We start from the raw sequence: 24,130 nt of genomic DNA, 5'->3' as shown, positions 1-24,130 counted from the left end.
ACTCGGAATGGAACCAACCCCAATTGTAGGCGGAAAATAATCCAGGCGCAGAGATAATGCGCCCTTTGCCGACGGGCCGGACCTGGCTCGCGATCGCGGCATCGCGTACCCGCGGTATCACCGACCGGTAAGTCCCGTGATGTGCACCTCGGCACCGGCGTCCTGCATCTCCCGGCGTGCCTTGACGCCGTTCTCCCGGATCACCGGGCGTGTGCCATCACCGATCAGCACGACCGCGAAACCCGCCTGCAGGGCGTCGAGCACGCTGGCCCGCACACAGACATCCTCGGCCAGCCCGCCGATCCACAATCGCCTGACCCCATCCTGGCGCAGCCGGACCTCCAGTCCTGTCGCGTCGAGCGCGGAGTTCTGATCATGGTCGAAGCGTACGCCCTTGGTGACCTTTACCACGGACCCCGGCAGTTGCAGTTCGGGATGGAACATCGCCCCCGGCGTGTCCTGCAGGCAATGTACCGGCCAGGGGCCACCCTGCTCCTGGAAGCTGATGTGGCCGGCCGGGTGCCAGTCACGCGAGGCATAGATCGGTACCCCCCTGGCGGTAGCCGCGGCAATCCAGTGATTGAGCAGGGGGACGATCCCGTCACCGCCGCTGATTGGCAGCGCACCCCCGGGGCAGAAATCATTCTGGACATCCACCAGAAGCAGGCCGTCACCCGGTTGCAGTAACGCTTCGATGTGATCCATGTTGTGCCTCCAGTTGCCTGGTCATAAATGCGCCACTTTATCCCTGACATGGCGTTGGAAGCGCGATAGTTCCGCGCTCACCGTCACCGGATAGGGCGGGGTGGCGGACGTGTTCACCCGCACGGCCGCGGGCAGGCGCTCGATCTGCGCCCGCGCATAGTCGCGGATCCGGGTCAGGGGCCGGGCCGTCGAGACCCGGGTGCCATTGCACATTACCGGTTCCAGCAGTGCGGATCCAGGACAGGGCTCGTCGCTGCGGGCGATGATGTCGCGCACGGCGCGTTCGCCTTCCAGCACCCGGAAAACCTGTTTGCGTCCCGGCAACACCGGCTTTCCCGAGGAGAGCTTCAAGCGCCCCTCGCCCGCGTACTCGCACAGCTTGTAGGCGATATCCAGATCGGGGGCGTCGCTGGAGACGCCCATGTGGGTGCCCACCCCGAAGCCGTCGATGGGGGCGCCGGATGCCAGCAGGCCGGCAATGGCGTCCTCGTCGAGCCCGCCGCTGGCGAAGATCTCGACCCGCTGCAGACCGGCGCTGTCGAGCAGTTGCCGCGCCGCCCCGGCGAGCTGCGCGAGATCGCCGGAGTCGAGCCGCACCCCGCGCACCTGGAAGTCCTTACCGAATGTCTGTGCCAGCGCGATGACCTTGCCCACGCCGGCCAGCGTATCGTAGGTGTCCACCAGCAGTATGGTTTGCGGATAGAGTCGTGCGAACGCCCGGAATGCCGCCGCCTCGTCCTCGTGCGCCTGCACGTAGCTGTGCGCCATGGTGCCGGCGACCGGGATACCGTAGAGCTTGCCGGCCATTACATTCGACGTCGCCGTGACCCCGCCGATGTAAAACGCGCGGGCAGCCTTCAGCGCGGCATCGAGGCCATGCATGCGCCGGGCGCCGAAATCGATCACCGGCCGCCCCTGCGCCGCGGCTACCACCCGGGCCGCCTTGGAGGCCAGAACGGTCTGCAGGTGCACCTGGTTCAAGACCAGCGTCTCGATCAGTTGCGCCTCCGGCAGCGGTGCCGAAACCTCGAGAATGGGTTCATTGGCGAACACCGGTGTGCCCTCGGGAACGGCCTGCATCTCCCCGCTGAAGCGGAATGCGCCGAGCCAGGACAAGAACCGGTCGCTGAACAGCTGGAGCGAGGCGAGATAGGCGAGATCGTCGTCGCGGAAACGCAGCTGCTGCAGATACCCGGTCACGCTGTCGATGCCGCAGGCGAGCAGGTAGTTGCGGCGTGCCGGGAGGCGGCGTACGGACAGACTGAAAACCGCCGGTTCGGTCAGGCCCTCCTCGAGGTAGGCCTGAAGCATGGTCAGCTCGTAGAGATCCGTGAACAGGGCGAGCCCCTGGCCCGGCATCGCCATGTCGGTACCGCTGGTGGCGGGGAGTCGCTCTTGGTCGAATGGTATTCCGGGCATCACACGGTAAATCCTACCCGGCGCCACACAGGATGTGCGCGATAATTGCCGGCCACACCCGTAGCCGGGGCGCGGGCGGGACCGGGGAAGGGTCGCTGGGAACCTGATAAGGGACGGTGGCGTCGGCGACCCGCTCCGCAGCAACGCCATAGTCAGCGGTACTGTCCAAGTGATTACAAATTTAAGCATAGCAGGCAGTGGGGGGGAGCTACGGGCGGGTGGAATAGATGAGCGATCCGGTTGGCGCCGGTCAGCAAAAATAGCCACTTTCAGCGGGAGCTGGGATACAATCGGTGGCCATGAAGATACTTGCCCTGGAAACCGCCACCGAAGCCTGCTCCGCCGCACTGTTGATCGACGGGAACGTCATTGAGCGTTACCAGGTGCAACCGCGCATGCACAGCCAGCTGATACTGCCGATGCTGGATGAGTTGCTGGCCGAGGCCGGGGTGACACTCGCGGGGCTGGATGCCATCGCCTTTGGCCGCGGGCCCGGCGCCTTCACCGGGGTGCGCATTGCGGTGGGTGTGGCGCAGGGCGCCGCCTTCGCCGCCGACTTGCCGGTGGTCCCGGTCTCCACCCTGGCCGCCCTGGCGCAACGGGGCTTCCGCGAGCTGGGTTGGCGGCGTCTGCTGCCGGCCTACGACGCGCGCATGCAGGAGGTCTACTGGGGCGCCTATGAAGTGGATGCCCAGGGCCTGGTTTCGGCCCGGGTAGCCGATGAGGTGTCCGCGCCCGACCGGGTAACCTTGCCGGCTGGCGGCGGCTGGCAGGGTGTCGGGGCCGGTTGGGGTAGCTACCGGGATCTGCTGGACCAGCGGCTCGGCGACGCGGTCGGGGAAGTGAATGCGGATCTGCTCTGCAGTGCCCACGACGTGGCGCTGCTGGGCGCGGCCGGTTTTGTCCGCGGCGAGGCGGTGGCGGCGGAACTGGCCGCGCCGGTCTATCTGCGCGACAAGGTGGCGTCCCGGCCGGGCGAATCCCGGGCGGGGTAAATCGGTATTTTCATAGGGCGGGCCGTGCCTGCCGGGACAATCCAACAAATCACGGTGCCTACGGGATCCCCTATGGCTTAGGAAGAACCACGGATGGACACGGATACACACGGATTTTGGATAGGGAAGCCCCGGCAGGGAGTTGGTCGGGCGGGGGCATGCATGTGCCCGGCAGGGTGAACCCATCTGTGTCCATCCGTGTGGATCCGTGGTTCGTATAGGGGCGGTCGCGCTGTTCCCGCGTTAACTCGACACCAGACATAGGGTGGGCCGTGCCCGCCGGATGGCCCTTACTCCGGCGTGTAGAGCGTGGTGCGGTTGCGGCCGCCCTCCTTGGACTGGTAGAGCGCCTTGTCCGCCTGTTCCAGCCATACGCTGTGGTTGGCTAAGTCCGCACGAATCTCGGCCACGCCGAGGCTGATGCGGAAGCGGATCTCCTGGCCGTCGTAATTCACCCGGGTCGCCTCCACTGCCTGGCGCAGACGCTCCGCGAAGATCCTGCCGCCCTGGCAGTCGGTATCCAGCAGGATGACGCAGAATTCCTCGCCACCATAGCGGCCGGCGATGTCGATCTCCCGTTTGGTCTCCTGCAGCAGGGCCGAGGTGATGCGGATCACTTCATCGCCGGCCTGGTGGCCGTAGGTGTCGTTCACCTTCTTGAAGTGGTCGATATCGAACATCACCAGGGTGCGCGGTTTGCCGCTACGCGGAAACCGCTTGAATTCGTTCTCCAGGTGATGCTCCCAGGCGCGGCGGTTGTACAGGCCGGTCAGGCCGTCGGTGCGCCCCAGCCGGTCCAGTTCTTCGTTGGCCGACTGCAGCGCCTGCTCGTCCAGGGCGGCATCGGTGGCGTCGTACAGCATCAGGCAGACATGCTCCACCTCACCCGAGATACCGGTCAGCGGGAAGATGGTCATGTTCTGGAACATGGTGTCCGAGCGGCCGGTGATCGGGTTATAGCTGTTGAAGCGGACGATGTAGGGGCGCTGCTGCCAGGAGGAGAATGCCCGGTTGTTGAGCAGGAATACCGTATCCAGCTTTTTCTCCAGCCACTTGACCGGCAGCTCCGGAAACTCCTCGAACAGGTTCTTGTCGGTCAGGGTAAAGGGGTTGATGCCGCTGTGGTTCCACATGAAATGGTTCCAGATTTTGATCCGGTAGTCGCGGTCGAGCACCACCAGGCCTACATCCACATTGTGGATAATCCCCAACAGCAGGTGCATCTCTGAAATATCGTCGTTGAGCGAACTCATGATCAGATAATCTCCTCACCCGAGCGCAGCTTCAGCGCGGCAATGGATTCCGGTGTGATCAGCACCAGTTGATTACAGCGGATCTGATTGTCCCCGATCACATAGTTGACCTCTATGGTCAGTATCCGGTCGTGTCCCTGGTGGTTGGCAAGGATCACGGCACTGTCCTGATTGTGGATGGTGATGCGGGGATGTCCCTGGCTGAAGCAGACATCCAGCTGTTCGGCGAAGCCCTTGAGGAAGGCGCCAACCAGCACATTGGCAATATCCATGTAGAGTTCGATCTCGCTGGAGGTTTCCAGGTGGTTGAGATCGAAGTTGAGGAGTTCGGCGACATGGCGGATATCGGTGTCGTGAAACAGCAGCAGATTCTCGCCGGAGATGCCGCCGCCGATGAATCCCTGGGTGATGCAGGAGAAGCTGTCACCGTGGGCGGTGGCGTTCAGGGTCATCTCCAGATCGCCCCGGTCCAGCAGGCTGACGTGGGGGATGGAGAGCTCCACTTTTTCATTCACCACCCGCACCAGCAGGTCCGCCGCCCGTCCCATGGCCACATTGGTGATCTCCTGCACCCACTCGGTGAAGGTGACCTGGACGTTGGCCGGCGGCTCCTTGCCGGTGAGGATCTCCAGCACCCCGAACTCATCCAGCACCCGGGTCAGTTCGGCCGGGTCCACCGGCTTCTTGATGAAGGCGACCGCGCCGAGCGCCATGACCCGTTTGTGGCTCTCCGGCTGGATGTCGCCGGATATGACTATGGGCAGGGTGGGCAGATCGTTGGAGCGGATGTACTCGAGCACCTCGAAGCCGTCCATCACCGGCATGGTCAGGTCAAGCAGCAGGATGTCCCCCTGGCCGGCCTCGATCGCCGCGACCGCCTCCCGGCCGTTTTCGCAGAATGTCAGATCCACGTCCCAGCCGGAGGGCAGGGCGCGCATGACCTGTTTTCTGGCAAAGCTTGAATCGTCACAGATGATGACGGGTATTGGCATAGTCGGACCGGCTTATAGTTATATTGGGCGTTCGGTTGCGAGTATAACAACAAAACCCCGGATCAAGGCCAGAATCAAGTGAAGTGGCGTGCCAAGTTCCGGGGCCATCCCCCGGAGGTATCCGCTGCGGCGTTCATTCACCCTGGTCGGGGGTGGGCAGCACCGGGACCAACTCGGGGCCGCCGCCCTGGAAATAGTAGTCGTAGCTGGCGTGCAAATGGGAGGTCAGGCCCCACGCCTCGGTGAAGGTGAGACCACTGTTCTCCGGGAAGATCACCTTGATATAGAGTCCATTGTCCTGCTGCTTCTTGAGCCCGCCGAGAACCGTCTCCAGCTGCTCCTGGGAGACGGACCGGTAGCCCGGCTGTTCCTGGGTCTGGTATTCGGCCAGGATGCGTTTGTCCGGCTTGGTGTAGCGTACCTCCACCAGGTAGCGTCCTGCGGGTGAACGGGCCGGCCGGATCAGTTTGTCGTATTTGACCTTGAGCTGTTGGAAATTGGATTGCAGGGTCTGCAGTTGCCGGCCACTCTCCAGCTCGGCGACCCGTGCCGCCCGTAGTTCGCCCGACTGGCTGCTGTAACGTTGCTGCAGCTGGGCCAGTTGCTCCTGTACCGCGACGTAGTTCTGCTCCAGCGTATTGAGTGCCGAGTGGGCGGAGGCGATCTCCTCCTGGAACCGGCTCAACTGTTGTTGTGCCGAGAGCAGGGTCTGCTGCAGATCCTCCAGGTTCTGTTGCTGCTGCTGGATCAGCACGTCCCGTTTCTGCAACTGCTGGGTGAGGGTGAAATTCTCCGCATTGAGCTGGTCGCGCAGTAGTTGCAGCGACTCGTTTTCCGCCTGCAGCTGGACGATGCTGCGATGCTGGGTGTCGATGGTGCCGGCCTGTTCCGTGCGCTGCTCTTCCAGCTGCATCAGGCGCATGCGCAGCATGGAGAGGTCGTTTTCCGCTGCGAACAGCTTCAGTGCCAGGCTCTCCTTCTCCTCGCCGGTGGCCTTGGCCAGTTCTACCGCGGCACGTTCCGCCTCCATGGTGGCGCGCAGCTGGTTGACCAGCTCGATATTGCGTAGCAACAGGACCACCATGGCGATGACGAAGATCATCACGATCACGGTCATGATGTCGGTGAAGGAGGGCCAGAAGCTATCCTGGTTCTGTCCCTCCTGGCGGTTCAGCCGCAGATCGACAAAGCTGTTGTCGGAGTTCATACGTCCTCGTGCAGCCGGAAGCCATCCCTGAGCAGCCGCTTGATGTCCTCCATCTCCCGGGTGATGGGCTGGATGCGCTCCTCATAGGCCTGTTGCATCGCCCGGCTGATGGATTGCTCGAGCGCCTGGATGTTACCCTGGGAGAGCTGCATCTCCTGGGCCAGGTTCTGGAACGAGACCTGGGACCCCTCCATCTTGCTGATCAGGCTCTGCAGCGAGCGGATCAGTCCGCTGAACTCAAACAGCACGCTCTCGGTCTGGATCTGGAAGCGCGGCATCAGGTGGGCGGCGGTGATCTGCTCCACCCCGCTTACCAGGTTGGTCTGCACATCGGTCAGCTTCATGTAGAAATAGCCGAAGAAGATATAGCAGACGATGGCGGTGATGGTGGTCGAGAGCGCGGTGGACATGCCGTGGATGACCAGTCCCATGCCATTGACGTTGACCGCCGAGGCGAGCAGGTCGGAGGCGCCGATCAGGGCGATGGAGAGTGACACGATGGTGCCGAACACGCCGCTCAGGATCAGCGTGTTGTTGACGAACTTCGGCAGACTGTTGCGGGTGCTCTCCGACGCCACCAGGGTGGTGGCCAGGGCGTTGTGATTGATCGGGGTGTTGGCCTTGTGCAGCGTCTCCAGGGTACGGTAGCGGCGCGCGATAATGCGCTGTTCGGCGACCTCGTAGAGCGGATCGACCTTGTCCCGCAGGTTGGCCATGAACTGGACCACCGCCCGCTCTTCCAGCCCGTAACTGACCAGTATGCCGATGATCCTGAACAGCCCGAGGGTGAACAGGGCGAGGATGGCGCCGTTGATGATCAGGCCGGTGGGGGTGAGCTGGTCGCGGAAGTAGATATCAATAATGAAATCGAGTTTCCAGAACAGCACGCCGGCGCCGATGGCGCCCAGGATGATCATGCGAATCAGGATATTGCGACTGAAATGACGGCGTATCTGTATGCTTTCCAAGAGTGTTCCCCAGCGGTGTTCAGGCCAGCGATGGACTCCAGCTTACCATATCTGGTTGACGAGGCTAGAATGGTCCTGTGTTTATACTGATATAGAGCCACTGCATAACAGGAGTCACATCATGCCGGACAGGGCGGGCGCACGCCGGGACCTGCTGACGATTTTTCAGGCAGCGCTTGCGCGCGTCGAGGGGCGTACCTGTGTGCGGGATCCGCTGCAAGACGTGGCGGGACCGGTCTCGCTCATCGCCCTGGGCAAGGCGGCCCAGTCGATGGCCCTGGGCGCCCTGGAGGCATTGGGGGAGCGGGTGGTGGACGGCCTGGTGATCTCCAAGCCGGGGCATCTCGATGCGCCGCTGCTGGGCGCCCGCGGGCTGCGCTGTGTCGAGGGGGGGCACCCGGTGCCCGATGCGCGCAGCCTGCAGGCCGGCGATGCGCTGCTGGAGTTCATCCGCACACGGCCCGGCGATCGCCGCCTGCTGTTTCTGATCTCGGGCGGTACCTCGGGGCTGGTGGAGCGGCTCCGCGACGGCATCGACCTGGAGACCCTGCAGCGGGTCAACCGCTGGCTGCTGGGGAGCGGCCTGCCGATCGATGCCATGAACCGGGTGCGCAAGGCCCTTTCGCAGATCAAGGGGGGTGGCCTTATCCCGCTGCTGCAGGGGCGGCCGGCCCGGGTGTTGCTGATCTCGGATGTGCCGGGTGACGATCCTGGGGTGATCGGCTCGGGATTGCTGGTGGCGGCACAGCAACCGGACACCCTGGATGATCTGTCACTGCCCGACTGGCTGCGGGCCCTGCTGCCGATCGCACCGGCGCCCGCCGCGACACCGCCGGATAATATCCGCATCAGCGTCGTCGCCTCGCTGGTGGATGCCCGTGAGGCCGCCGCCGCCAAGGCACGGGAGCTGGGTTATGCCGTGACCCTGAACCGGGCCCATCTGGGGGGTGATGTGGAGGTGCTCGGCCGCCGCCTCGGCTATGAGTTGCGCGATACTTGGCCCGGTCTCTATATCTGGGGTGGCGAACCCACCATCCGGCTGCCGGAGCATCCCGGCCAGGGCGGGCGTAACCAGCATCTGGCGCTGGTGGTGGCCACCCAGATCTCCGGTCGCCGGGACCTCTGTTTCCTGGCCGCCGGCACCGACGGCGGCGACGGACCGGGCGAGGATGCCGGAGCCCTGGTCGACGGCGGCAGCGTGGGACGCGGTAACCGGGCGCTGGGTATCGATCCCGAGGTGTGCCTGGCGCGGGCCGATTCCGGCCGCTTCCTCGAGGCCAGCGGTGATCTGATCCAAACCGGCCCCACCGGCACCAATGTGATGGACTTGATGATCGGGCTGAAGTGGTGAGTCCTGTTCCCGCCTGACCTGAATGGGCATCATCGCCGTGTAGCTGCCATGCTATGATCGTGGCTCAATCGAGGATCCGCCATGTTTGAAACCGCCACCCTGCTGCTGTTCGTCACCTCCGCGGTGCTGTTGGCCCTGTCGCCGGGACCGGACAACCTGTTCGTGCTGACCATCTCCATCGCCCGGGGTCCCCTGGCCGGCGTGGTCACTACCCTCGGCCTCTGCACCGGCCTGGTGGTGCATACCGGCGCGGTGGCGCTCGGCGTGGCGGTATTCATCCAGGAGTCGGCGCTGGCCTTCTCGCTGCTCAAGATCGGCGGCGCCCTCTACCTCGCCTGGCTCGCCTGGCAGGTGTTCCGCGCACCGGCCGAGACACTCGGCGCGCGCGGCAGCGGCGACGGTTATCGCCGGCTCTATCTGCGCGGGGTGCTGATGAACATCATGAATCCCAAGGTGTCGCTGTTCTTCCTCGCCTTCCTGCCGCAGTTCGTCAATCCGGCGCTTGATCCGGCACAGGGCAGCGTCACCCTGCAGATCGCCATCCTCGGCCTGCTGTTCATGCTCAGTGCGCTGCTGGTGTTCGGCCTGATCAGCCTGGCGGCGGGGCGCATCGGCGGTTTCCTGCGCAAGGGCCGGGGCGGGCTGATTCTCAACCGCCTGAGCGGTGTGGTATTCGCCGGACTGGCGCTGAAGCTGCTGCTGACGGAGCGTTGATCCGGCGCGGCGGTTGGCCGTCACCTTCCCTCCAACTTCAAGATCCACCACCCGGCATCTATACTCATACCGTTGTGTAACTACTCACGGGGTGATTGGCCTGCCTTGTTGGCCGATCTTGATCCAGCCATCGCGTGAGGCCGGCAAGGCAGGCCAATCACTTACAGGCCGGGTGAGTAGTTACACCGTTGCATGGGAAGAGCGGGTAAATTTTGCCGCGGCCCGTATCGCTTCCGGTTGTGTCCCATTCCGCTTGACCCATCGACCGCCCCGGGGGCGTGACGACCGGCCAGAGGTTGCAGGCCGGAACATGCAGGGAGATGCCAATGGACGTTGCCGATGAAGTCGTCAACCGATAACGACTGGTACAAGGATGCCATCATTTATCAGCTGCATGTGCGCGCCTATTGCGACAGCAGCGGTGACGGTATCGGTGATTTCGCGGGGCTGACCTCCAAGCTCGATTACCTGCGGGAGCTGGGGGTGAATGCACTCTGGCTGCTGCCCTTTTATCCCTCGCCGCTGCGCGACGACGGCTATGACATCGCCGATTACCGGGGCATCCATGCCGATTACGGCACCCTGGCCGACTTCCGCCGCTTCCTGCGCGAAGCGCACAATCGTGACCTGCGGGTGATTACCGAGCTGGTGATCAATCACACCTCGGATCAGCATCCCTGGTTCCGGGCCGCCCGCGCCGCGCCGGCCGGTTCGCCGAAACGCGACTTCTATGTCTGGAGCCGGACGGCGAAACGCTACGAGACCGCGCGCATTATCTTCACCGATTATGAAAACTCCAACTGGGCCTGGGATGACACCGCCCAGGCCTATTACTGGCACCGCTTTTTCTCCCACCAACCGGACCTCAATTTCGATAACCCGCAGGTAATCAAAGCAGTGCTGCGGGCGATGCGCTTCTGGCTGGACATGGGGGTCGACGGACTGCGCCTGGATGCCATCCCCTACCTGATCGAACGCGAGGGGACCAGTTGCGAAAATCTCCCCGAGACCCACGCCATCATCCGCCAGCTGCGCGCCGAGCTTGACCGGCGCTACAGCGACCGCGTCTTTCTGGCCGAGGCCAACCAGTGGCCGGAGGATGTGCGCGAATACTTCGGCGAGGGCGACGAATGCCATATGGCCTATCACTTCCCGCTGATGCCGCGCATCTTCATGGCGATCGCCCAGGAGGACCGTCACCCGATCAGCGAGATTCTGCTGCAGACCCCGGATATCCCGGACAACTGCCAGTGGGCGATCTTTCTGCGCAATCACGATGAGCTGACCCTGGAGATGGTCACCGACCGTGAGCGCGACTACATGTACGACATCTACGCCACCGACCCGCGGGCCCGGGTCAACCTGGGCATCCGCCGCCGCCTGGCCTCGCTGATGGACAACGACCGGGCCAAGATCGAACTGCTCAACAGCCTGCTGCTCTCCATGCCCGGTTCGCCCATCATCTACTACGGCGACGAGATCGGCATGGGCGACAACATCTACCTGGGTGACCGCCACGGCGTGCGCACCCCCATGCAGTGGAGTCCGGATCGCAACGCCGGCTTCTCCCGGGCCGATCCACAGCGGCTCTATCTGCCGCTGATCATGGATCCGCTGTACGGTTACGAGGCGGTGAACGTGGAGGCCCAGGCCCGGCATGCCAGCTCCCTGCTCAACTGGATGCGGCGCCTGATCGCCACGCGCAAGAACTTCAAGGCCTTCGGCCGCGGCCGAATCACCCTGCTGCGCCCGGGGAACCGCAAGATCCTGGCCTATCTGCACGAATACGGGGAGGAGCGCATCCTCTGCGTGTTCAACCTCTCGCACAGCGCCCAGCCGGTGGAACTGGATCTCTCCGCCTACAAGGGGTTGGTGCCGGTGGAGCTGCTGGACAACTCGGCGTTCCCCGCCATCGGCGAGTTGCCCTATCTGCTCAGTCTGCCGCGTTACGGTTTTTACTGGTTCGGCCTGTCGGCCGAGGTGGACCCGCCGGTCTGGCATGTGGATAAATTGCCGCGCGAGGAGTTGCCGGTGCTGGTGTTGCCGGAGAGCCTGTTGGCGGCCCTGGTCGGCGGATCCGGCCGGGGGGCGCGTGATGGCTTGGCGCGCAAGACTTTCAACCAGTTGAAGAGCGAGGTGCTGCCGGCTTTTTTTGATGCCCAGCACTGGTTCAGCGAGGCCGCCGGCAAGGTGGCCGGCATCGAGCTGGAAGTGGCCAGTGAATGGCGCGGGAGCGACGACCGGGAGTGGCTGCCGCTGCTGGTCAGGGTCACTTTCGATACGCAGCCGATGCAGATCTGTTTTCTGCCGCTCGGCATGCTGTTTGACGGCTCGGGATCCGAACAGGAGTTCAACGCGCTCTCGCCCTGGATGCTGGCCAGGGTCAGGCAGCATGCCAGGATGGGCATCATCTACGATGCCCTGGGGGAGGATGCCTTCTGTCTCCACCTGCTCGATGCCATGGCGCATGACCGGCGGCTGCCGTTCGGCAGCGGCGAGATGGTGTTCAGCCGTCGCGCGGAGTTTCCCGATATCACCGCCCCACCCGCAGTGCAACGGCCCGGCCTGGAGCAGAGCAACAACGCCATCATCTTCGCTGACCAGGCCATACTCAAGGTCTACCGGCGGGTCCAGGAGGGGGTGAATCCAGAGCTGGAGATGGGACGTTTCCTCAGCGACCTGTCGCCGCGACCGTCGATCGCGCCACTGATCGGCAGCATTGAATACCATGCCCCGGACAGCGTCACCGCCATCGCCGTCATGCATCGCTATATGTCCAATCAGGGCACGCTCTGGGACTATACCCAGGATTATCTGGATCGCCTGTTGACGCTCTGCATCGAAGTGCCGGAGAGCGTGGACGACCCGGAGACCCATGCGGTCTATGCCACCCAGATGGGCAAACTGGGCCAGCGTACCGCCGAACTGCATTGTGCGCTGGCGACCGGCGGCAACCCGCAGTTCGATCCGCAACCGCTCGCGCCCGAAGAGATCGACGGCCAGCGGGGCCGGTTGCGCGGGCTGCTGCTGGGCGGCCTCGAGTGGCTGGACAACGCCCCCGACCCGCTGCCGGAACCGCTCCGCGAGATGACCGGAGCGCTGCTCGCCGGCGCCGCCGATGCGCTGGATCGGCTGAGCGTCCCGGGCGGCGCGCCGCTCTACAAGCTGCGGGTCCACGGCAATTATCATCTGGGGCAGATCCTGATCGCCCACAACGATTTTGTCATCACCGATTTCGAGGGCGACCCGGACCTCCCCCTGCAAGAGCGGCGTGCCCGCTATTCCCCGCTCAAGGACGTGGCGGGGATGCACTACTCACTGACCCTGGCCGCCGCAATCGCGCTGCAGCGGCAGCTGGCGGTCCCCGCGCACGAAATGCTGGAACACGCGGCCAGGGTGTGGGAGCGGACGGCCCGGGATGCCTTCATGAGCGGCTACCTGGAGGGGATTGCCGCTTGTACCATCTACCCGGCCGATGCCGCCCAGGCCCGGGCACTACTCGACTTCCATCTCACGGCGCGGGCGGTGGAGACCCTGCATCGCACGCTGCACACACGTCCCACCTGGCTGGAGGCGGTGATTCGCATTCTGTACCGACGGCTTGTCGGCAACGGCCCCGACCCCCGGGGAGCGGCGGATGATTGACCGAGCGCACCGCCCACCGCCACTGCAACAGGGAGTGCCCACCATGGCTTCAGCCACTACCTCTACGCCGGCCGACACCCGGCGCGGGCATCGCATGCCCTTTGGCGCCCAGCTCACGGAACCGGGCGGGGTGCGCTTTCGTCTGTGGGCGCCGGCACTGCCGGGGGTGCTGCTGCGGCTCGGCGAGGCACCACCGCAACCCATGACGGCGTTGCCCGGGGGCTGGTTCGAACGGGTGTGTGACGCCGTCCCGGCGGGTAGCCGTTACTGTTACGAGATCGGTGACGGCCTCTGCGTCCCCGATCCGGCATCGCGCGGCAATCCCGATGGCGTGCACGGCCCCAGCGTGGTGGTCGACTCCGGCGCCTTTGCCTGGCAGGACGGCGATTGGCGCGGACGGCCCTGGCACGAGGCGGTCATCTACGAACTGCATGTCGGGACGTTCACCCCGCAGGGGACCTTTGCCGGCGTCATGCAGCGGCTGGACCATCTGCTGGAGCTCGGCATCACCGCCATCGAGCTGATGCCGCTGGCGCAATTTCCCGGCCACCGCAACTGGGGTTACGACGGTGCCCTGCCGTTCGCCCCGCATGCCGGCTACGGCACCCCCGACGACCTCAAGCGGCTGATTCAGGCGGCCCATCAACGCGAGCTGATGGTGCTCCTCGACGTGGTCTACAATCACTTCGGTCCGGAGGGCAATTACCTGCACCTCTATGCGCCGCCATTCTTCAGCCAGCGTCACCACACCCCCTGGGGCGCGGCGATCAATTTCGACGGCGAGATGAGCCGCACGGTGCGCGACTTCTATATCCACAACGCCCTCTACTGGCTGGAAGAGTTCCATCTCGACGGGCTGCGGCTGGACGCGGTGCACACCATTATCGACGACAGCCGGCCCGACATCCTGGAGGAGTTGGCCCAGGTGGTGCGGACCACGCTGGGACGCGAGCGGCACATCCACCTGGTGCTGGAGAATGACCACAATGCGGTCCGCTATCTGGAACGCGGGGACGCGGGTGCCCACGGCTACGATGCCCAGTGGAATGATGACCTGCACCACGCCTGTCATGTGCTGCTGACCGGTGAACAGGATGGCTACTATGCCGATTACCGGGAGCACGCCACGGCCCACCTGGGCCGTTGCCTGAGCGAGGGTTTCGCCTATCAGGGCGAGGTCTCCGGCTACCGCCACGGCGCGCGCCGCGGCGAGCCCAGTGCCCACCTGCCGCCCAGCGCCTTTGTCTCGTTTCTGCAGAATCATGACCAGATCGGCAACCGCGCCTTCGGCGAGCGCCTGACCGCCCTGGCCGGGGCCGAGGCGCTGGCGGCGGCGACGGCGCTGCTGTTGCCGGCTCCGCCACCGCCGCTGCTGTTCATGGGCGAGGAGTGGGGGGCGCGTGAACCCTTCCCCTTTTTCTGCCAGTTCGAGCCCGGTCTGGCCGCGGCGGTGACCGAGGGACGGCGCAAGGAGTTCGCCGGCTTCAGCCGCTTTCGCGACCCGGCGGTGCGCGCCACCATTCCCGATCCCTGCGCCGAACAGACCTTCGAACTGGCGCGGCTCGATTGGTCCGCCCTGGAGAGCCCGCCGTCGCGCGACCGGCTGGTCCTGTACCGGCGGCTGCTGGCGTTGCGCCAGCAGGTCATTGTGCCGCGTCTGCCGGGCGCGCGCGGCAGCTGGTTCGAGGTGCTGGGCGAGGCGGCGCTGGAGGTCTCCTGGCGGCTTGGGGACGGCTCCCGCCTCAGTGTCCTGGCCAACCTGGGGAGTGCCACGGTGACGGTGGCCGGACCGCCCCGGGGCCGGTTGCTGTTTGCCGGTCCGGCCGGGCCGCCGGAGGATCTGGCGGCGGATTTGGCGGCGGGGAGACTGCCCGGCTGTTCGGTGGCTTGGTATCTGGAGGGTGCTGATGAACCAGGCTGAACTGCTGGCCACCCTGAGCGAGCTGGCGGGGATAGTGCCGGAGTACGTGGATAACTGGCAACGCACCCACCGGCCCTCCGACGCCACCCGCCGCGCCCTGCTCGGCGCCATGGGCTTTGACGTCGCCAGCGCGGCGGGCCTGGCGGCGGCGATCGATGAGTGCCGGCTGCGCCCCTGGCGGCGCCTGCTCGAACCGGTGCGGGTGACGGGGGAAACCGACCCCTGGGTACGCCTGGTGATGGCGGATGCCGAGGCCGGCGCCGAGTTGATCTGCCGCCTGCGGCTGGAGGATGGCACGAAGCATGACCACCCGTTCCAGCCGGCGCGATTGCCGCGCCTGCAGTGGCGCGAGGTGGACGGCCGGCCTTCGAGCGTCTGGAAGCTGGCGTTACCGCTCCAGCCCCCGCCGGGTTATCACCAACTGGCCATCGTCCGCGGTGGGGAGGTGATCGCCTCCCAAAGCCTCATCGTCGCGCCGGGCAACTGTTACCTGTCGGCCGCGCTGGAGCGCCCCGGCGGTCTGTGGGGGCCGGCGGTACAGCTCTATGGCCTGCGTTCCGAACGCAACTGGGGGATCGGTGACTTCACCGATTTGCGGCTGTTGCTGGAGCAGTGGTCGGGCTGGGGGGCGGATATTGTCGGGGTCAATCCGCTGCATGCCCTGTTTCCCCACAACCCGGAACACGCCAGCCCCTACAGCCCGTCGAGTCGCCTCTACCTGAATCTGCTTTATCTCGATGTCGAGGCGATCGCGGAGTACCGCGGCTGCGAGGCGGCCCGCGCACTGGTGGGCTCGGCCGAGTTCCAGCTACGCCTGCAGGCGCAGCGCGAGACCGAACTGGTCGATTACGCAGCGGTGGCGGCGCTGAAACTGCCGGTCCTGGAGCTGCTCTACCGCCACTTCCGCGAGCAGCATCTGCAGCCGGGAAGCGAGTGGGCGGCGCAGTTTCGCGCCTTCCAGGAGCGCGAGGGGGAGCGGCTCTATCACCACACCCTGTTCGAGGCGCTGCAGGAACATTTTCATCAACAGGACCCGGAGGTGTGGGGCTGGCCGGTGTGGCCGGAGCCCTTTCGCCAGCCGCAGGCGCCGGAGGTGCAGGCGTTTGCCGCACAGCATCGTGAACGCATCGAGTTTTTCAGCTACCTGCAGTGGCAGGCCAGCCTGCAACTCGCCGCCGCCGGCTGGCGTTCCATGGAGCTGGGGCTCGGGGTGGGCATCTATCTCGATCTAGCCGTCTCGGTGGATGGCGGCGGCGCCGAGTCGTGGGCCAACCAGGCACTGTATGCCATCGGCGTCGGGGTCGGCGCGCCGCCCGAACTGCACAATCAGCTGGGCCAGGACTGGGGCCTGCCCCCGCTGGTGCCATCGCGGCTGTTCGAGGCGGCCTATGCCCCCTTCATCGCCACCCTGCGCCACAACATGCGCCACGCCGGGGCGCTGCGGCTCGATCATGTCATGGGGCTGATGCGCCAGTACTGGGTGCCCGCCGGCTCGCCGCCCGCCGCGGGTGCCTATGTCGCTTATCCCTTCGCGGACCTGTTGGGCATCCTCGCGCTGGAGAGCCAACGCAATCAGTGCGTGGTCATCGGCGAGGACCTGGGGACCGTCCCGCAGGAGGTGCGCAGTGCGCTGGCCGCGATGCAGGTACTCTCCTACCGCGTCCTGATCGACGCCAAGACGGCCGATGGCCGCCTGCTGCCGCCGGCCGACTATCCGCCCCAGGCGCTGGCGGTGCTCGCCACTCATGACATGCCGACCCTGAGCGGTTACTGGGAGGGGCGCGATATCCTGCGGCGCAGCGAACTGGGGCTGTTCGCCACTGCCGAGGCGCGTCATGGGCAGGTTATCCAGCGCGCCCGTGAACGCGCCGAACTGTTGTTGCTGCTGGAGCAGGAGGGGCTGCTGCCGGAGGGGGTGACGGTCAATTCGATATCACTGCCGGCGGTGAGCGCGGCGTTTGCCGAGGCGGTATACGTCCTGCTCGCGCGCAGTCCGGCGCGACTGCTGATGGTGCAGCTGGAGGATCTGTTCGGGGTGGCGGATCAGGTCAATATCCCCGCCACCACCACCCAGCACCCCAACTGGCGGCGCAAGCTGCCGCTGCACCTGGAGAGTTGGGCCAGCGACCCGCGTCCCTTCTCGCTGTCGGCGGCGCTGCGCCGGGAACGCCCGCTCCAGCGTCCCCCGCTCGTCCCCCGCCAGGCGCGCGTGCCGACGTCCACCTATCGGCTGCAGTTCAGTCGCGACTTCACCTTCCCGCAGGCGACCGAGCTGATCCCCTATCTGGCGCGGCTCGGCATCAGCCACGTGTACTGCTCGCCCTATCTCCGGGCGCGTTCCGGCAGCAGCCATGGCTATGACATTATCGATCACAACAGCCTCAATCCGGAGATCGGCACGGCGGAAGAGTTTGCCGTCTTCTGCAATTCGCTCAAGTTCCATGGCATGGGGCAGATCCTGGATATGGTGCCCAATCACATGGGGGTGATGGGGGCCGACAATGCCTGGTGGCTGGATGTGCTGGAGCACGGCCAGGCGTCGGTATTCGCCGCTTTTTTCGATATCGACTGGCAGCCGAAGAAGCTCGAACTGCACGGCAAGGTGCTGCTGCCGATCCTGGCGCAACGCTATGGCATGGCCCTGGAGGGCGGGGAGCTGAAGCTGGAATTCGACGCCGGCGGCGGCAGCTTCAGTGTCTGGTATCACCAGCACCGGTTGCCGATCGATCCCGGCGAATACCCGCGCCTGTTGCGGCACCGTTTCGACCTGCTGGCCGGTCTGCTGGGCCCCGACCATCCCGATTACCTGGAACTGGGGAGCCTGATCACGGCGTTCGAAAACCTGCCGTCGCGGCAGACCGGCGCGCGCGAGGCGATTCTGGACAGGCAGCGCGATGCCGGCCTGTTCAAGCACCGCCTGCTGCAGCTGACCGCCGGCAGCCCGGAGATCGCGGGGATGGTGCAGGAGACGGTCAACGACTTCAATGGACGGCTGGGCGATCCAGACTCGTTCCAGCTATTGCACCGGCTGCTCGATGCCCAGGCGTGGCGGCTGGCGGACTGGCATGTCGCCTCCGACGAGATCAATTATCGTCGCTTCTTCGATATCAACGATCTCGCCGCCCTGCGCATGGAAGACCGCCGCGTCTTCGATATGACCCACCGGTTTGTGTTCGACCTGCTTGCCGACGGGCGGCTGGATGGCCTGCGTATCGATCATCCCGATGGACTCTATGATCCGGCCCAGTATTTTGCCCGCCTGCAGCGGCGGGCGGGTCTGGATGCCCTGGAAGGGGACGCCGCGCTCTACGTGGTGGTGGAGAAGATCCTCGCCCGCTCCGAGCCCCTGCGTGACGACTGGGCGGTGCAGGGCAGCACCGGCTACGATTTCTGCAATCTGCTGACGCGCCTGCTGGTCGATCCGCGGGGCGAACGCGGCCTGAACCGTGCCTATCGCCGGTTCATCCACGAGGCGCTCGATTTCAGCCAGCTGGTGTACCGGGGCAAACGCCATACCATGGAGCACGCCATGGCCAGCGAGCTGAATGTGCTGGCGGGGCAGCTGAGCCGCATCTGCGAGTCCAGTCCGCACACCCGGGATTACACCCACAACAACCTGCGTTTGGCCCTGATCGAGGTGATCGCGCACTTCCCGGTTTACCGCACCTACGTCCGCCAGGGACAGGTCGGCAGCCTGGATCGCCGCTATGTGGAGTGGGCGGTGGCCCTGGCCAAGAAGGCCAACCGGGGGCTGGATGTGACCATATTCGATTTTATCGCCTCGGTGCTGCTGATGGAGAGTGCCGCGGCCACCGATGAGCGTGCCTGCGCGGCGATGACGGCGCTGGCGATGAATTTCCAGCAGGTCTCCAGCCCGGTGATGGCGAAGGGGGTGGAGGACACCGCGCTCTATCGCTATCATCGCCTGATCTCGCTCAATGAGGTGGGCGGCGATCCGGCGCACTTCGCGGTCCCGCTGCATGAGTTCCATGCCGAAAATGCCCAGCGTCTGGCGCAGTGGCCGCATACCATGCTGAACAGCTCGACCCATGACAGCAAGCGCAGCGAGGATGTACGCATGCGCATCAACGTGCTGTCCGAGATCCCCGAGCGCTGGCAGCAGCAGAGCCGTCGTTGGAAACAGATCAACCGCCACCGCAAGCGCCGCCTGGAGCAGGGCAAGGCGCCGTCCGACAATGACGAGTATCTGCTCTATCAGACCCTGCTCGGCACCTGGCCGCTGCAGTCGATGGATGCTGCCGGTCATGAAGCCTATGTGGCGCGTATCGAACGCTATATGCTGAAGGCGGTACGCGAGGCCAAACAGCACACCAGCTGGGTCAATCCGGTGCCGGAGTACGAGGAGGCGCTCTGTCACTTCATCCGGCGGCTGTTGCAGAGCGGTGAAAACAATCTCTTCCTCAGTGAATTTCTGCCGTTCCAGCGGGAGGTGGCGCGCTGGGGCCTGTTCAACGCCCTGTCGCAGCAGCTGCTCAAGCTGACCTCGCCGGGGGTGCCGGACCTGTTCCAGGGCAGCGAACTATGGGAATTCAACCTGGTCGATCCCGACAATCGCCGCCCGGTGGACTTCCCCCGGCGTCAGCGCCTGCTGGCCGAACTGGAACGGTACACCGCTGTACCCCAGGCCGAGCTGGCGGGGCGTGTGCGGCAGCTGCTGGAGACCCTGGCCGACGGTCGTGCACGACTCTATCTGATCTGGCGGCTGCTGAGGATTCGCCTGCACTGGAAGACGGTTTATCAGGAGGGGGCCTATGTGCCGCTGGTGGTGAGCGGAGCCGCGGCGGAGCATCTCTGCGCGTTCGCCCGTAGTGCCGGGGAGACCAGCCTGATCAGCGTCGCCCCGCGCTGGTACAGCCGGCTTGCCCCCGGGGCCGGGGATCTGCCCCTCGGGCCCGGGGTGTGGGGGGATAGCTCGATTGTGCTGCCGGAGCGTTTGGCGGGCGAGGGCGGCCGCAACCTGCTGACCGGTGAGCCGGTTGAGGTCGTGCTGCAGGAGGGTCTGGCGGTGCTGCCGGTGGCGACCCTGCTGCAATCCTTTCCGGTGGCGTTGGTGCGGTTGTGATCCGGGCCGCGGAGCTCAAGCGCATAGCCGCCCATACCGCCCTGTCTATGTTACCAGGACTACGGTCCGGGCAAGGGCATCAAGGCATGGCATAGCCGAACCCGCGGATAATGGCCACGGCCTCGGGGCTTTTGACGTAGTCGAGAAAGGCGCGGGCCACCGGATGGTCCTGCAGCAGCACCGCCTGCTGGGCAATCGGGTCGTACTCGGCGGGGGGGACCTCCCACAGCGATCCTGCGGGCGGATGACCGGGGCTTTTTACCTGGGAGTAGGCGACCAGGCCCAGTTCGGCGTTGCCGCTTCTGATGAACTGGTAGGTCTGGCCGATGTTCTCGCCGCGCACCAGGCGCCCCTGCAGGCCCTCCCAGAGTCCCCGGTTCTGCAGGAACTGCTCGGCGGCCTTGCCATAGGGCGCCAGCCGCGGGTTGGCGATGGCCAGGTGTTGAAACGCCTGCCCCTCCAGCACCTTGCCCTGTGAATCCACCAGTCCCGCCTTGGGACTCCACAGCACGATCCGGCCCACCGCATAGGTGAAACGGCTCCCCGATATGGCCACTCCCTCCTGCTCCAGCAGCTCCGGGCGGCGCTCGTCGGCGGCAAAAAAGGCGGCGAAGGGCGCGCCGTTTTTGATCTGGGCATAGTGTTTGCCGGTGGAACCGAATATCAGGTTGATCCGTTGTCCGTTTTGCGCCGTGAAGCGGGCGGCGATCTCCTTGATCGGATCGGTGAAGTTGCTGGCCACCGCAATGTTGACGGTATCGGCCAGGGTCGTGCCCATGTTTGCCAGCAGCAGGCAGGTGATGAGCAGCAGGTGGGTCACCCCAGGGATTTTCATATCAAGCTGAATCTCTGTTACTGAAATGGGCCTATCTTATGGGTAAACGCGCGGAAGGCCAAAAATTGGCGGCTCACAGGGTGCCCTTGACATCGGGTTCCGCGTTAACTAAGGTCTATTCGTACGATTTATCTATAAATCGTATATATAACGAAATCATAATGTTTGAAAAGGAGGAGTTGCTCGTGAAGAAGATTCTCTTGAAACGATGGCTGGCCCCACTGATCTGCTCGGCGCTGTTTGCCGGCACCGCCACTGCCGCCACCTCGTGGGACATGCCGACCCCTTACGGCGATGGGGTACACCACACCCAGAATGTTCGCCAGTTTGCCGAGGATGTGAAGAGCGCCACCAATGGTGAGCTGGTGATTACCGTCCACTCCGGCGCCTCGCTGTTCAAACATCCCGAGATCCATCGCGCCGTGCGTAGCGGCCAGGTCAATATCGGCGAGATGCTGATGGCCCTGCTGGGCAACCAGGATCCGCTGTTCAAGGTGGACAACATCCCGTTTCTGGCCAGCGATTTCGCCAGTGCGAAAAAATTGTGGCAGGTCAGCCGCCCGCACGTGGAGAAGAGCCTGGCGAAGGACGGCCTGATGCTGCTCTACGCCATCCCCTGGCCGCCGCAGGGGTTCTATACCAAGTCGGCCGTCGCTTCGGTCGAGGACTTCGCCGGCATGAAGATGCGCGCCTACAGCCCCACCACCTCGCGTCTGGCGGTGCTGCTGAAGGCGTCCCCCACCACGGTACAGACCCCGGAGATCCCCCAGGCATTCAGTACCGGTATTATCGACGCCATGGTGACCTCGCCCACCACCGGAGTGAGCAGCCAGGCGTGGGATTTTGTCGGCCACTACACCGATACCCAGGCGTGGATCCCCAAGAACATGGTGTTTGTCAACACCCGGGCGTTCAAGCGCCTGCCGGCGGCGGTGCAGGATGCGCTGCTGGCGGCCGCCGCCAAGGCCGAGGCGCGCGGCTGGGAGATCGCCGAGAGCGAGACCGTGGAGAAGACCGCCACCCTGAAGGCGCAGGGGATGCAGGTGAGTTCCCCGGCCGACCGCTTCAAGTCCGAGTTGCGGGAGATCGGTGGCATCATGAGTGACGAGTGGGCCCAGGAGGCCGGTGCCACCGGAGCCGAAATCCTCAAGGCGATGCAGTAATGGAGCGGGGAGCCGGCCTCGCCCTTGCCGGTTCCCCGGCTTCGCTAATGCGCAGACTGCTCGACAGGCTTTATCTCACCGCCGGTGCCGCCGCCGGCCTCTGCCTGGTGCTCATGGCGCTGCTGATCCTGGCGCAGATCGTCGGCCGCTGGTTCGGGGTGGTGATCCCCTCGACCGAGGACTTCTCCGGCTTCCTGCTGGCGGCGGCCAGTTTCCTGGCCCTCGCCTACACCCTGCGCAGCGGCGGGCACATCCGGGTGAATCTGCTGATCAGCCACCTGCACGACGGGCCGCGCCGCCTGATCGAGGGCGCGGTGCTGCTGCTGGGCCTGCTGCTGGTGGGCTATGCCGCCTGGTCGGCGCTGCTGCTGGTGATCGAATCCTACCAATTCAACGAACTGAGCCAGGGCTATATCCCGGTGCCGCTGTGGATCCCCCAGACCCCTATGGCGGCGGGCCTGCTGATCCTGGAGATCGCGCTGCTGGATGAGTGGGTGCTGCTGTTGCGCGGGGATGAGCCCCACTACATGCGCCATGACGAGATCTCGGTGATCGGCAGGGGAGAGTGAGATGGATCCGCTGCAGATGACCCTGCTACTGACCCTGCTGCTGTTCGGTCTGCTCGCCGCCGGGCTCTGGGTGGCCGTTACCCTGTTCCTGATCGCCTTCGTCGGGCTGCTGCTGAACGATACCGGCAACATGGGACTGATCATGGCCACCACCACCTGGGGCGCCTCCGCCAGCTGGAGCCTGACCGCCCTGCCGCTGTTTATCTGGATGGGCGAGATCCTGTTCCGCACCCGTCTGTCGGAGGACCTGTTCAGCGGCCTGGCCCCCTGGCTCAACCACCTGCCGGGACGGCTGCTGCATGTGAATATCCTCGGCTGCGGGATCTTTGCCGCGGTCTCCGGCTCCTCCGCCGCCACCGCCGCCACCATCGGCCGCATGACCGCGCCGGAACTGGAGAAGCGCGGCTACGACGAGCGCATGTCCCTCGGCACCCTGGCCGGCTCCGGCACCCTGGGACTGCTGATTCCGCCTTCGATCATCCTGATCGTCTACGGCGTCTCGGCCGAGGTCTCCATCGCCCGGCTGTTTATCGCCGGCGCCCTGCCGGGGCTGCTGCTGATCCTGCTGTTCATGGGTTACACCATGCTCTGGGCGACCTTCAACCCTAAACGCATGCCGCCGGCGGAACCGGACGTGCCGCTGCGCCGCAAGCTGCGCGCCTCGCTGTCGCTGTTTCCGGTGATCGGGCTGATCCTGTTTGTGCTCGGTTCCATCTACGGCGGGCTGGCCACCGCCACTGAGGCGGCGGTGTTCGGCGTGTTCGGAGCGCTGGTCATCGCCGCGCTGACCGGGACCCTGAGCCGACAAACCTTCGTGGCGAGCCTGATGGGGGCGACCCGCACCAGCTGCATGATCGCCTTTATCCTGGCCGGTGCCGCCTTTCTCACCATCGCCATGGGCTTTACCGGCATCCCCCGGGCGCTGGCCGAGTATATCGCCACCCTGGGGCTCGGTCCGCTCGGCCTGATCGGGGTGCTGACCCTGTTCTTTATCCTGCTGGGCTGTTTTCTCGATGGTATTTCGGTGGTGGTGCTGACCACCTCGGTGGTGTTGCCAATGGTGCAGCAGGCGGGGATCGATCTGCTCTGGTTCGGTATCTATCTGGTATTGGTGGTGGAGATGTCGCAGATCACGCCGCCGGTCGGTTTCAACCTGTTCGTGCTGCAGGGGCTGACCGGGCGCAACATCCTGCGTATTGCCGTCTACGCCCTGCCGTTTTTTCTGCTGCTGGTGCTGGCCGTGGTGCTGGTGACCGCGTTTCCCCAGATTGCCACCTGGCTGCCGTCGATGATGACCCGGGGTTAACCCA

16 protein-coding genes are annotated in these 24,130 nt (G+C 65.0%); 9 read left to right on the top strand and 7 right to left on the bottom strand.

The window, feature by feature from the left end:
• Positions 1–117: 117 nt before the first annotated feature.
• Together NPX02_RS01065 and NPX02_RS01060 are read right to left on the bottom strand one after the other, a co-directional pair.
• On the bottom strand, positions 118–705 hold the full coding sequence (locus tag NPX02_RS01065; RefSeq protein ID WP_260291257.1) for an isochorismatase family protein: 588 nt from the start codon (positions 703–705) through the stop codon (positions 118–120).
• Between the two features lie 21 nt (positions 706–726).
• Positions 727–2,070, bottom strand: a complete 1,344-nt coding sequence (locus NPX02_RS01060; protein WP_260291440.1) for a nicotinate phosphoribosyltransferase — start codon at positions 2,068–2,070, stop codon at positions 727–729.
• 353 nt (positions 2,071–2,423) lie between these two features.
• On the opposite strand from NPX02_RS01060, the gene tsaB reads away from it, so the two are divergent.
• Positions 2,424–3,119 carry a tRNA (adenosine(37)-N6)-threonylcarbamoyltransferase complex dimerization subunit type 1 TsaB gene (gene tsaB, locus NPX02_RS01055; RefSeq protein ID WP_260291256.1) on the top strand — a complete coding sequence of 232 codons (696 nt, stop codon included), beginning with the start codon at positions 2,424–2,426 and terminating at the stop codon, positions 3,117–3,119.
• 290 nt (positions 3,120–3,409) lie between these two features.
• Here the strand turns inward: tsaB and NPX02_RS01050 are convergent, their stop codons facing one another.
• The 4 genes from NPX02_RS01050 to NPX02_RS01035 form a co-directional block, all read right to left on the bottom strand.
• Positions 3,410–4,372, bottom strand: a complete 963-nt coding sequence (locus NPX02_RS01050; protein ID WP_260291255.1) for a GGDEF domain-containing protein — start codon at positions 4,370–4,372, stop codon at positions 3,410–3,412.
• A 2-nt stretch (positions 4,373–4,374) separates the two neighbouring features.
• Positions 4,375–5,364 carry a response regulator gene (locus NPX02_RS01045; RefSeq protein ID WP_260291254.1) on the bottom strand — a complete coding sequence of 330 codons (990 nt, stop codon included), beginning with the start codon at positions 5,362–5,364 and terminating at the stop codon, positions 4,375–4,377.
• A gap of 133 nt (positions 5,365–5,497) precedes the next feature.
• A complete protein-coding gene (locus NPX02_RS01040; RefSeq protein WP_260291253.1) occupies positions 5,498–6,571 on the bottom strand; it encodes a hypothetical protein in 1,074 nt (357 codons plus the stop codon).
• Positions 6,568–7,539: a hypothetical protein gene (locus tag NPX02_RS01035; protein WP_260291252.1), complete on the bottom strand. Its 972-nt coding sequence runs from the start codon at positions 7,537–7,539 to the stop codon at positions 6,568–6,570. The genes NPX02_RS01040 and NPX02_RS01035 overlap by 4 nt, the downstream gene beginning before the upstream one ends.
• Before the next feature lie 121 nt (positions 7,540–7,660).
• On the opposite strand from NPX02_RS01035, the gene NPX02_RS01030 reads away from it, so the two are divergent.
• The 5 genes from NPX02_RS01030 to NPX02_RS01010 all read left to right on the top strand — a co-directional run bounded on the left by NPX02_RS01030 (position 7,661) and on the right by NPX02_RS01010 (position 20,253).
• A complete protein-coding gene (locus NPX02_RS01030; RefSeq protein ID WP_260291251.1) occupies positions 7,661–8,890 on the top strand; it encodes a glycerate kinase type-2 family protein in 1,230 nt (409 codons plus the stop codon).
• Between the two features lie 81 nt (positions 8,891–8,971).
• On the top strand, positions 8,972–9,604 hold the full coding sequence (locus NPX02_RS01025; RefSeq protein ID WP_260291250.1) for a LysE family translocator: 633 nt from the start codon (positions 8,972–8,974) through the stop codon (positions 9,602–9,604).
• A gap of 339 nt (positions 9,605–9,943) precedes the next feature.
• Positions 9,944–13,249 carry a maltose alpha-D-glucosyltransferase gene (gene treS / locus NPX02_RS01020; RefSeq protein ID WP_260291249.1) on the top strand — a complete coding sequence of 1,102 codons (3,306 nt, stop codon included), beginning with the start codon at positions 9,944–9,946 and terminating at the stop codon, positions 13,247–13,249.
• Between the two features lie 43 nt (positions 13,250–13,292).
• Positions 13,293–15,170, top strand: coding sequence for a malto-oligosyltrehalose trehalohydrolase (treZ, locus tag NPX02_RS01015; protein ID WP_260291248.1), 1,878 nt, complete (start codon positions 13,293–13,295; stop codon positions 15,168–15,170).
• Positions 15,157–20,253 (top strand): malto-oligosyltrehalose synthase, encoded by a 5,097-nt coding sequence (locus NPX02_RS01010; RefSeq protein ID WP_260291247.1) that lies wholly within the window; start codon positions 15,157–15,159, stop codon positions 20,251–20,253. The genes treZ and NPX02_RS01010 overlap by 14 nt, the downstream gene beginning before the upstream one ends.
• Positions 20,254–20,332: 79 nt before the next feature.
• On the opposite strand, the gene modA is transcribed toward NPX02_RS01010, so the two are convergent.
• Positions 20,333–21,088, bottom strand: a complete 756-nt coding sequence (gene modA / locus NPX02_RS01005) for a molybdate ABC transporter substrate-binding protein (RefSeq protein ID WP_260291246.1) — start codon at positions 21,086–21,088, stop codon at positions 20,333–20,335.
• A gap of 185 nt (positions 21,089–21,273) precedes the next feature.
• Here modA and NPX02_RS01000 point away from each other — a divergent pair, with 185 nt between their 5' ends.
• Genes NPX02_RS01000 through NPX02_RS00990 form a run of 3 tightly spaced genes read left to right on the top strand, consistent with a single transcriptional unit; the run spans position 21,274 to position 24,126 of the window.
• Positions 21,274–22,251, top strand: a complete 978-nt coding sequence (locus NPX02_RS01000) for a TRAP transporter substrate-binding protein (protein ID WP_335342498.1) — start codon at positions 21,274–21,276, stop codon at positions 22,249–22,251.
• Positions 22,252–22,298: 47 nt separating this feature from the next.
• Positions 22,299–22,820: a TRAP transporter small permease gene (locus tag NPX02_RS00995; protein ID WP_260291245.1), complete on the top strand. Its 522-nt coding sequence runs from the start codon at positions 22,299–22,301 to the stop codon at positions 22,818–22,820.
• 1 nt (position 22,821) lies between these two features.
• Complete coding sequence (locus NPX02_RS00990; protein WP_260291244.1) at positions 22,822–24,126, top strand: TRAP transporter large permease; 1,305 nt, start codon at positions 22,822–22,824, stop codon at positions 24,124–24,126.
• The last annotated feature ends 4 nt before the right edge of the window (positions 24,127–24,130 follow it).

It is taken from the genome of Sedimenticola hydrogenitrophicus (assembly GCF_025175675.1).
GTDB lineage: Bacteria > Pseudomonadota > Gammaproteobacteria > Chromatiales > Chromatiaceae > Sedimenticola > Sedimenticola hydrogenitrophicus.
Note: the sequence above shows the minus strand (reverse complement) of the source record. Positions and strands in the feature narration are given on the sequence as shown.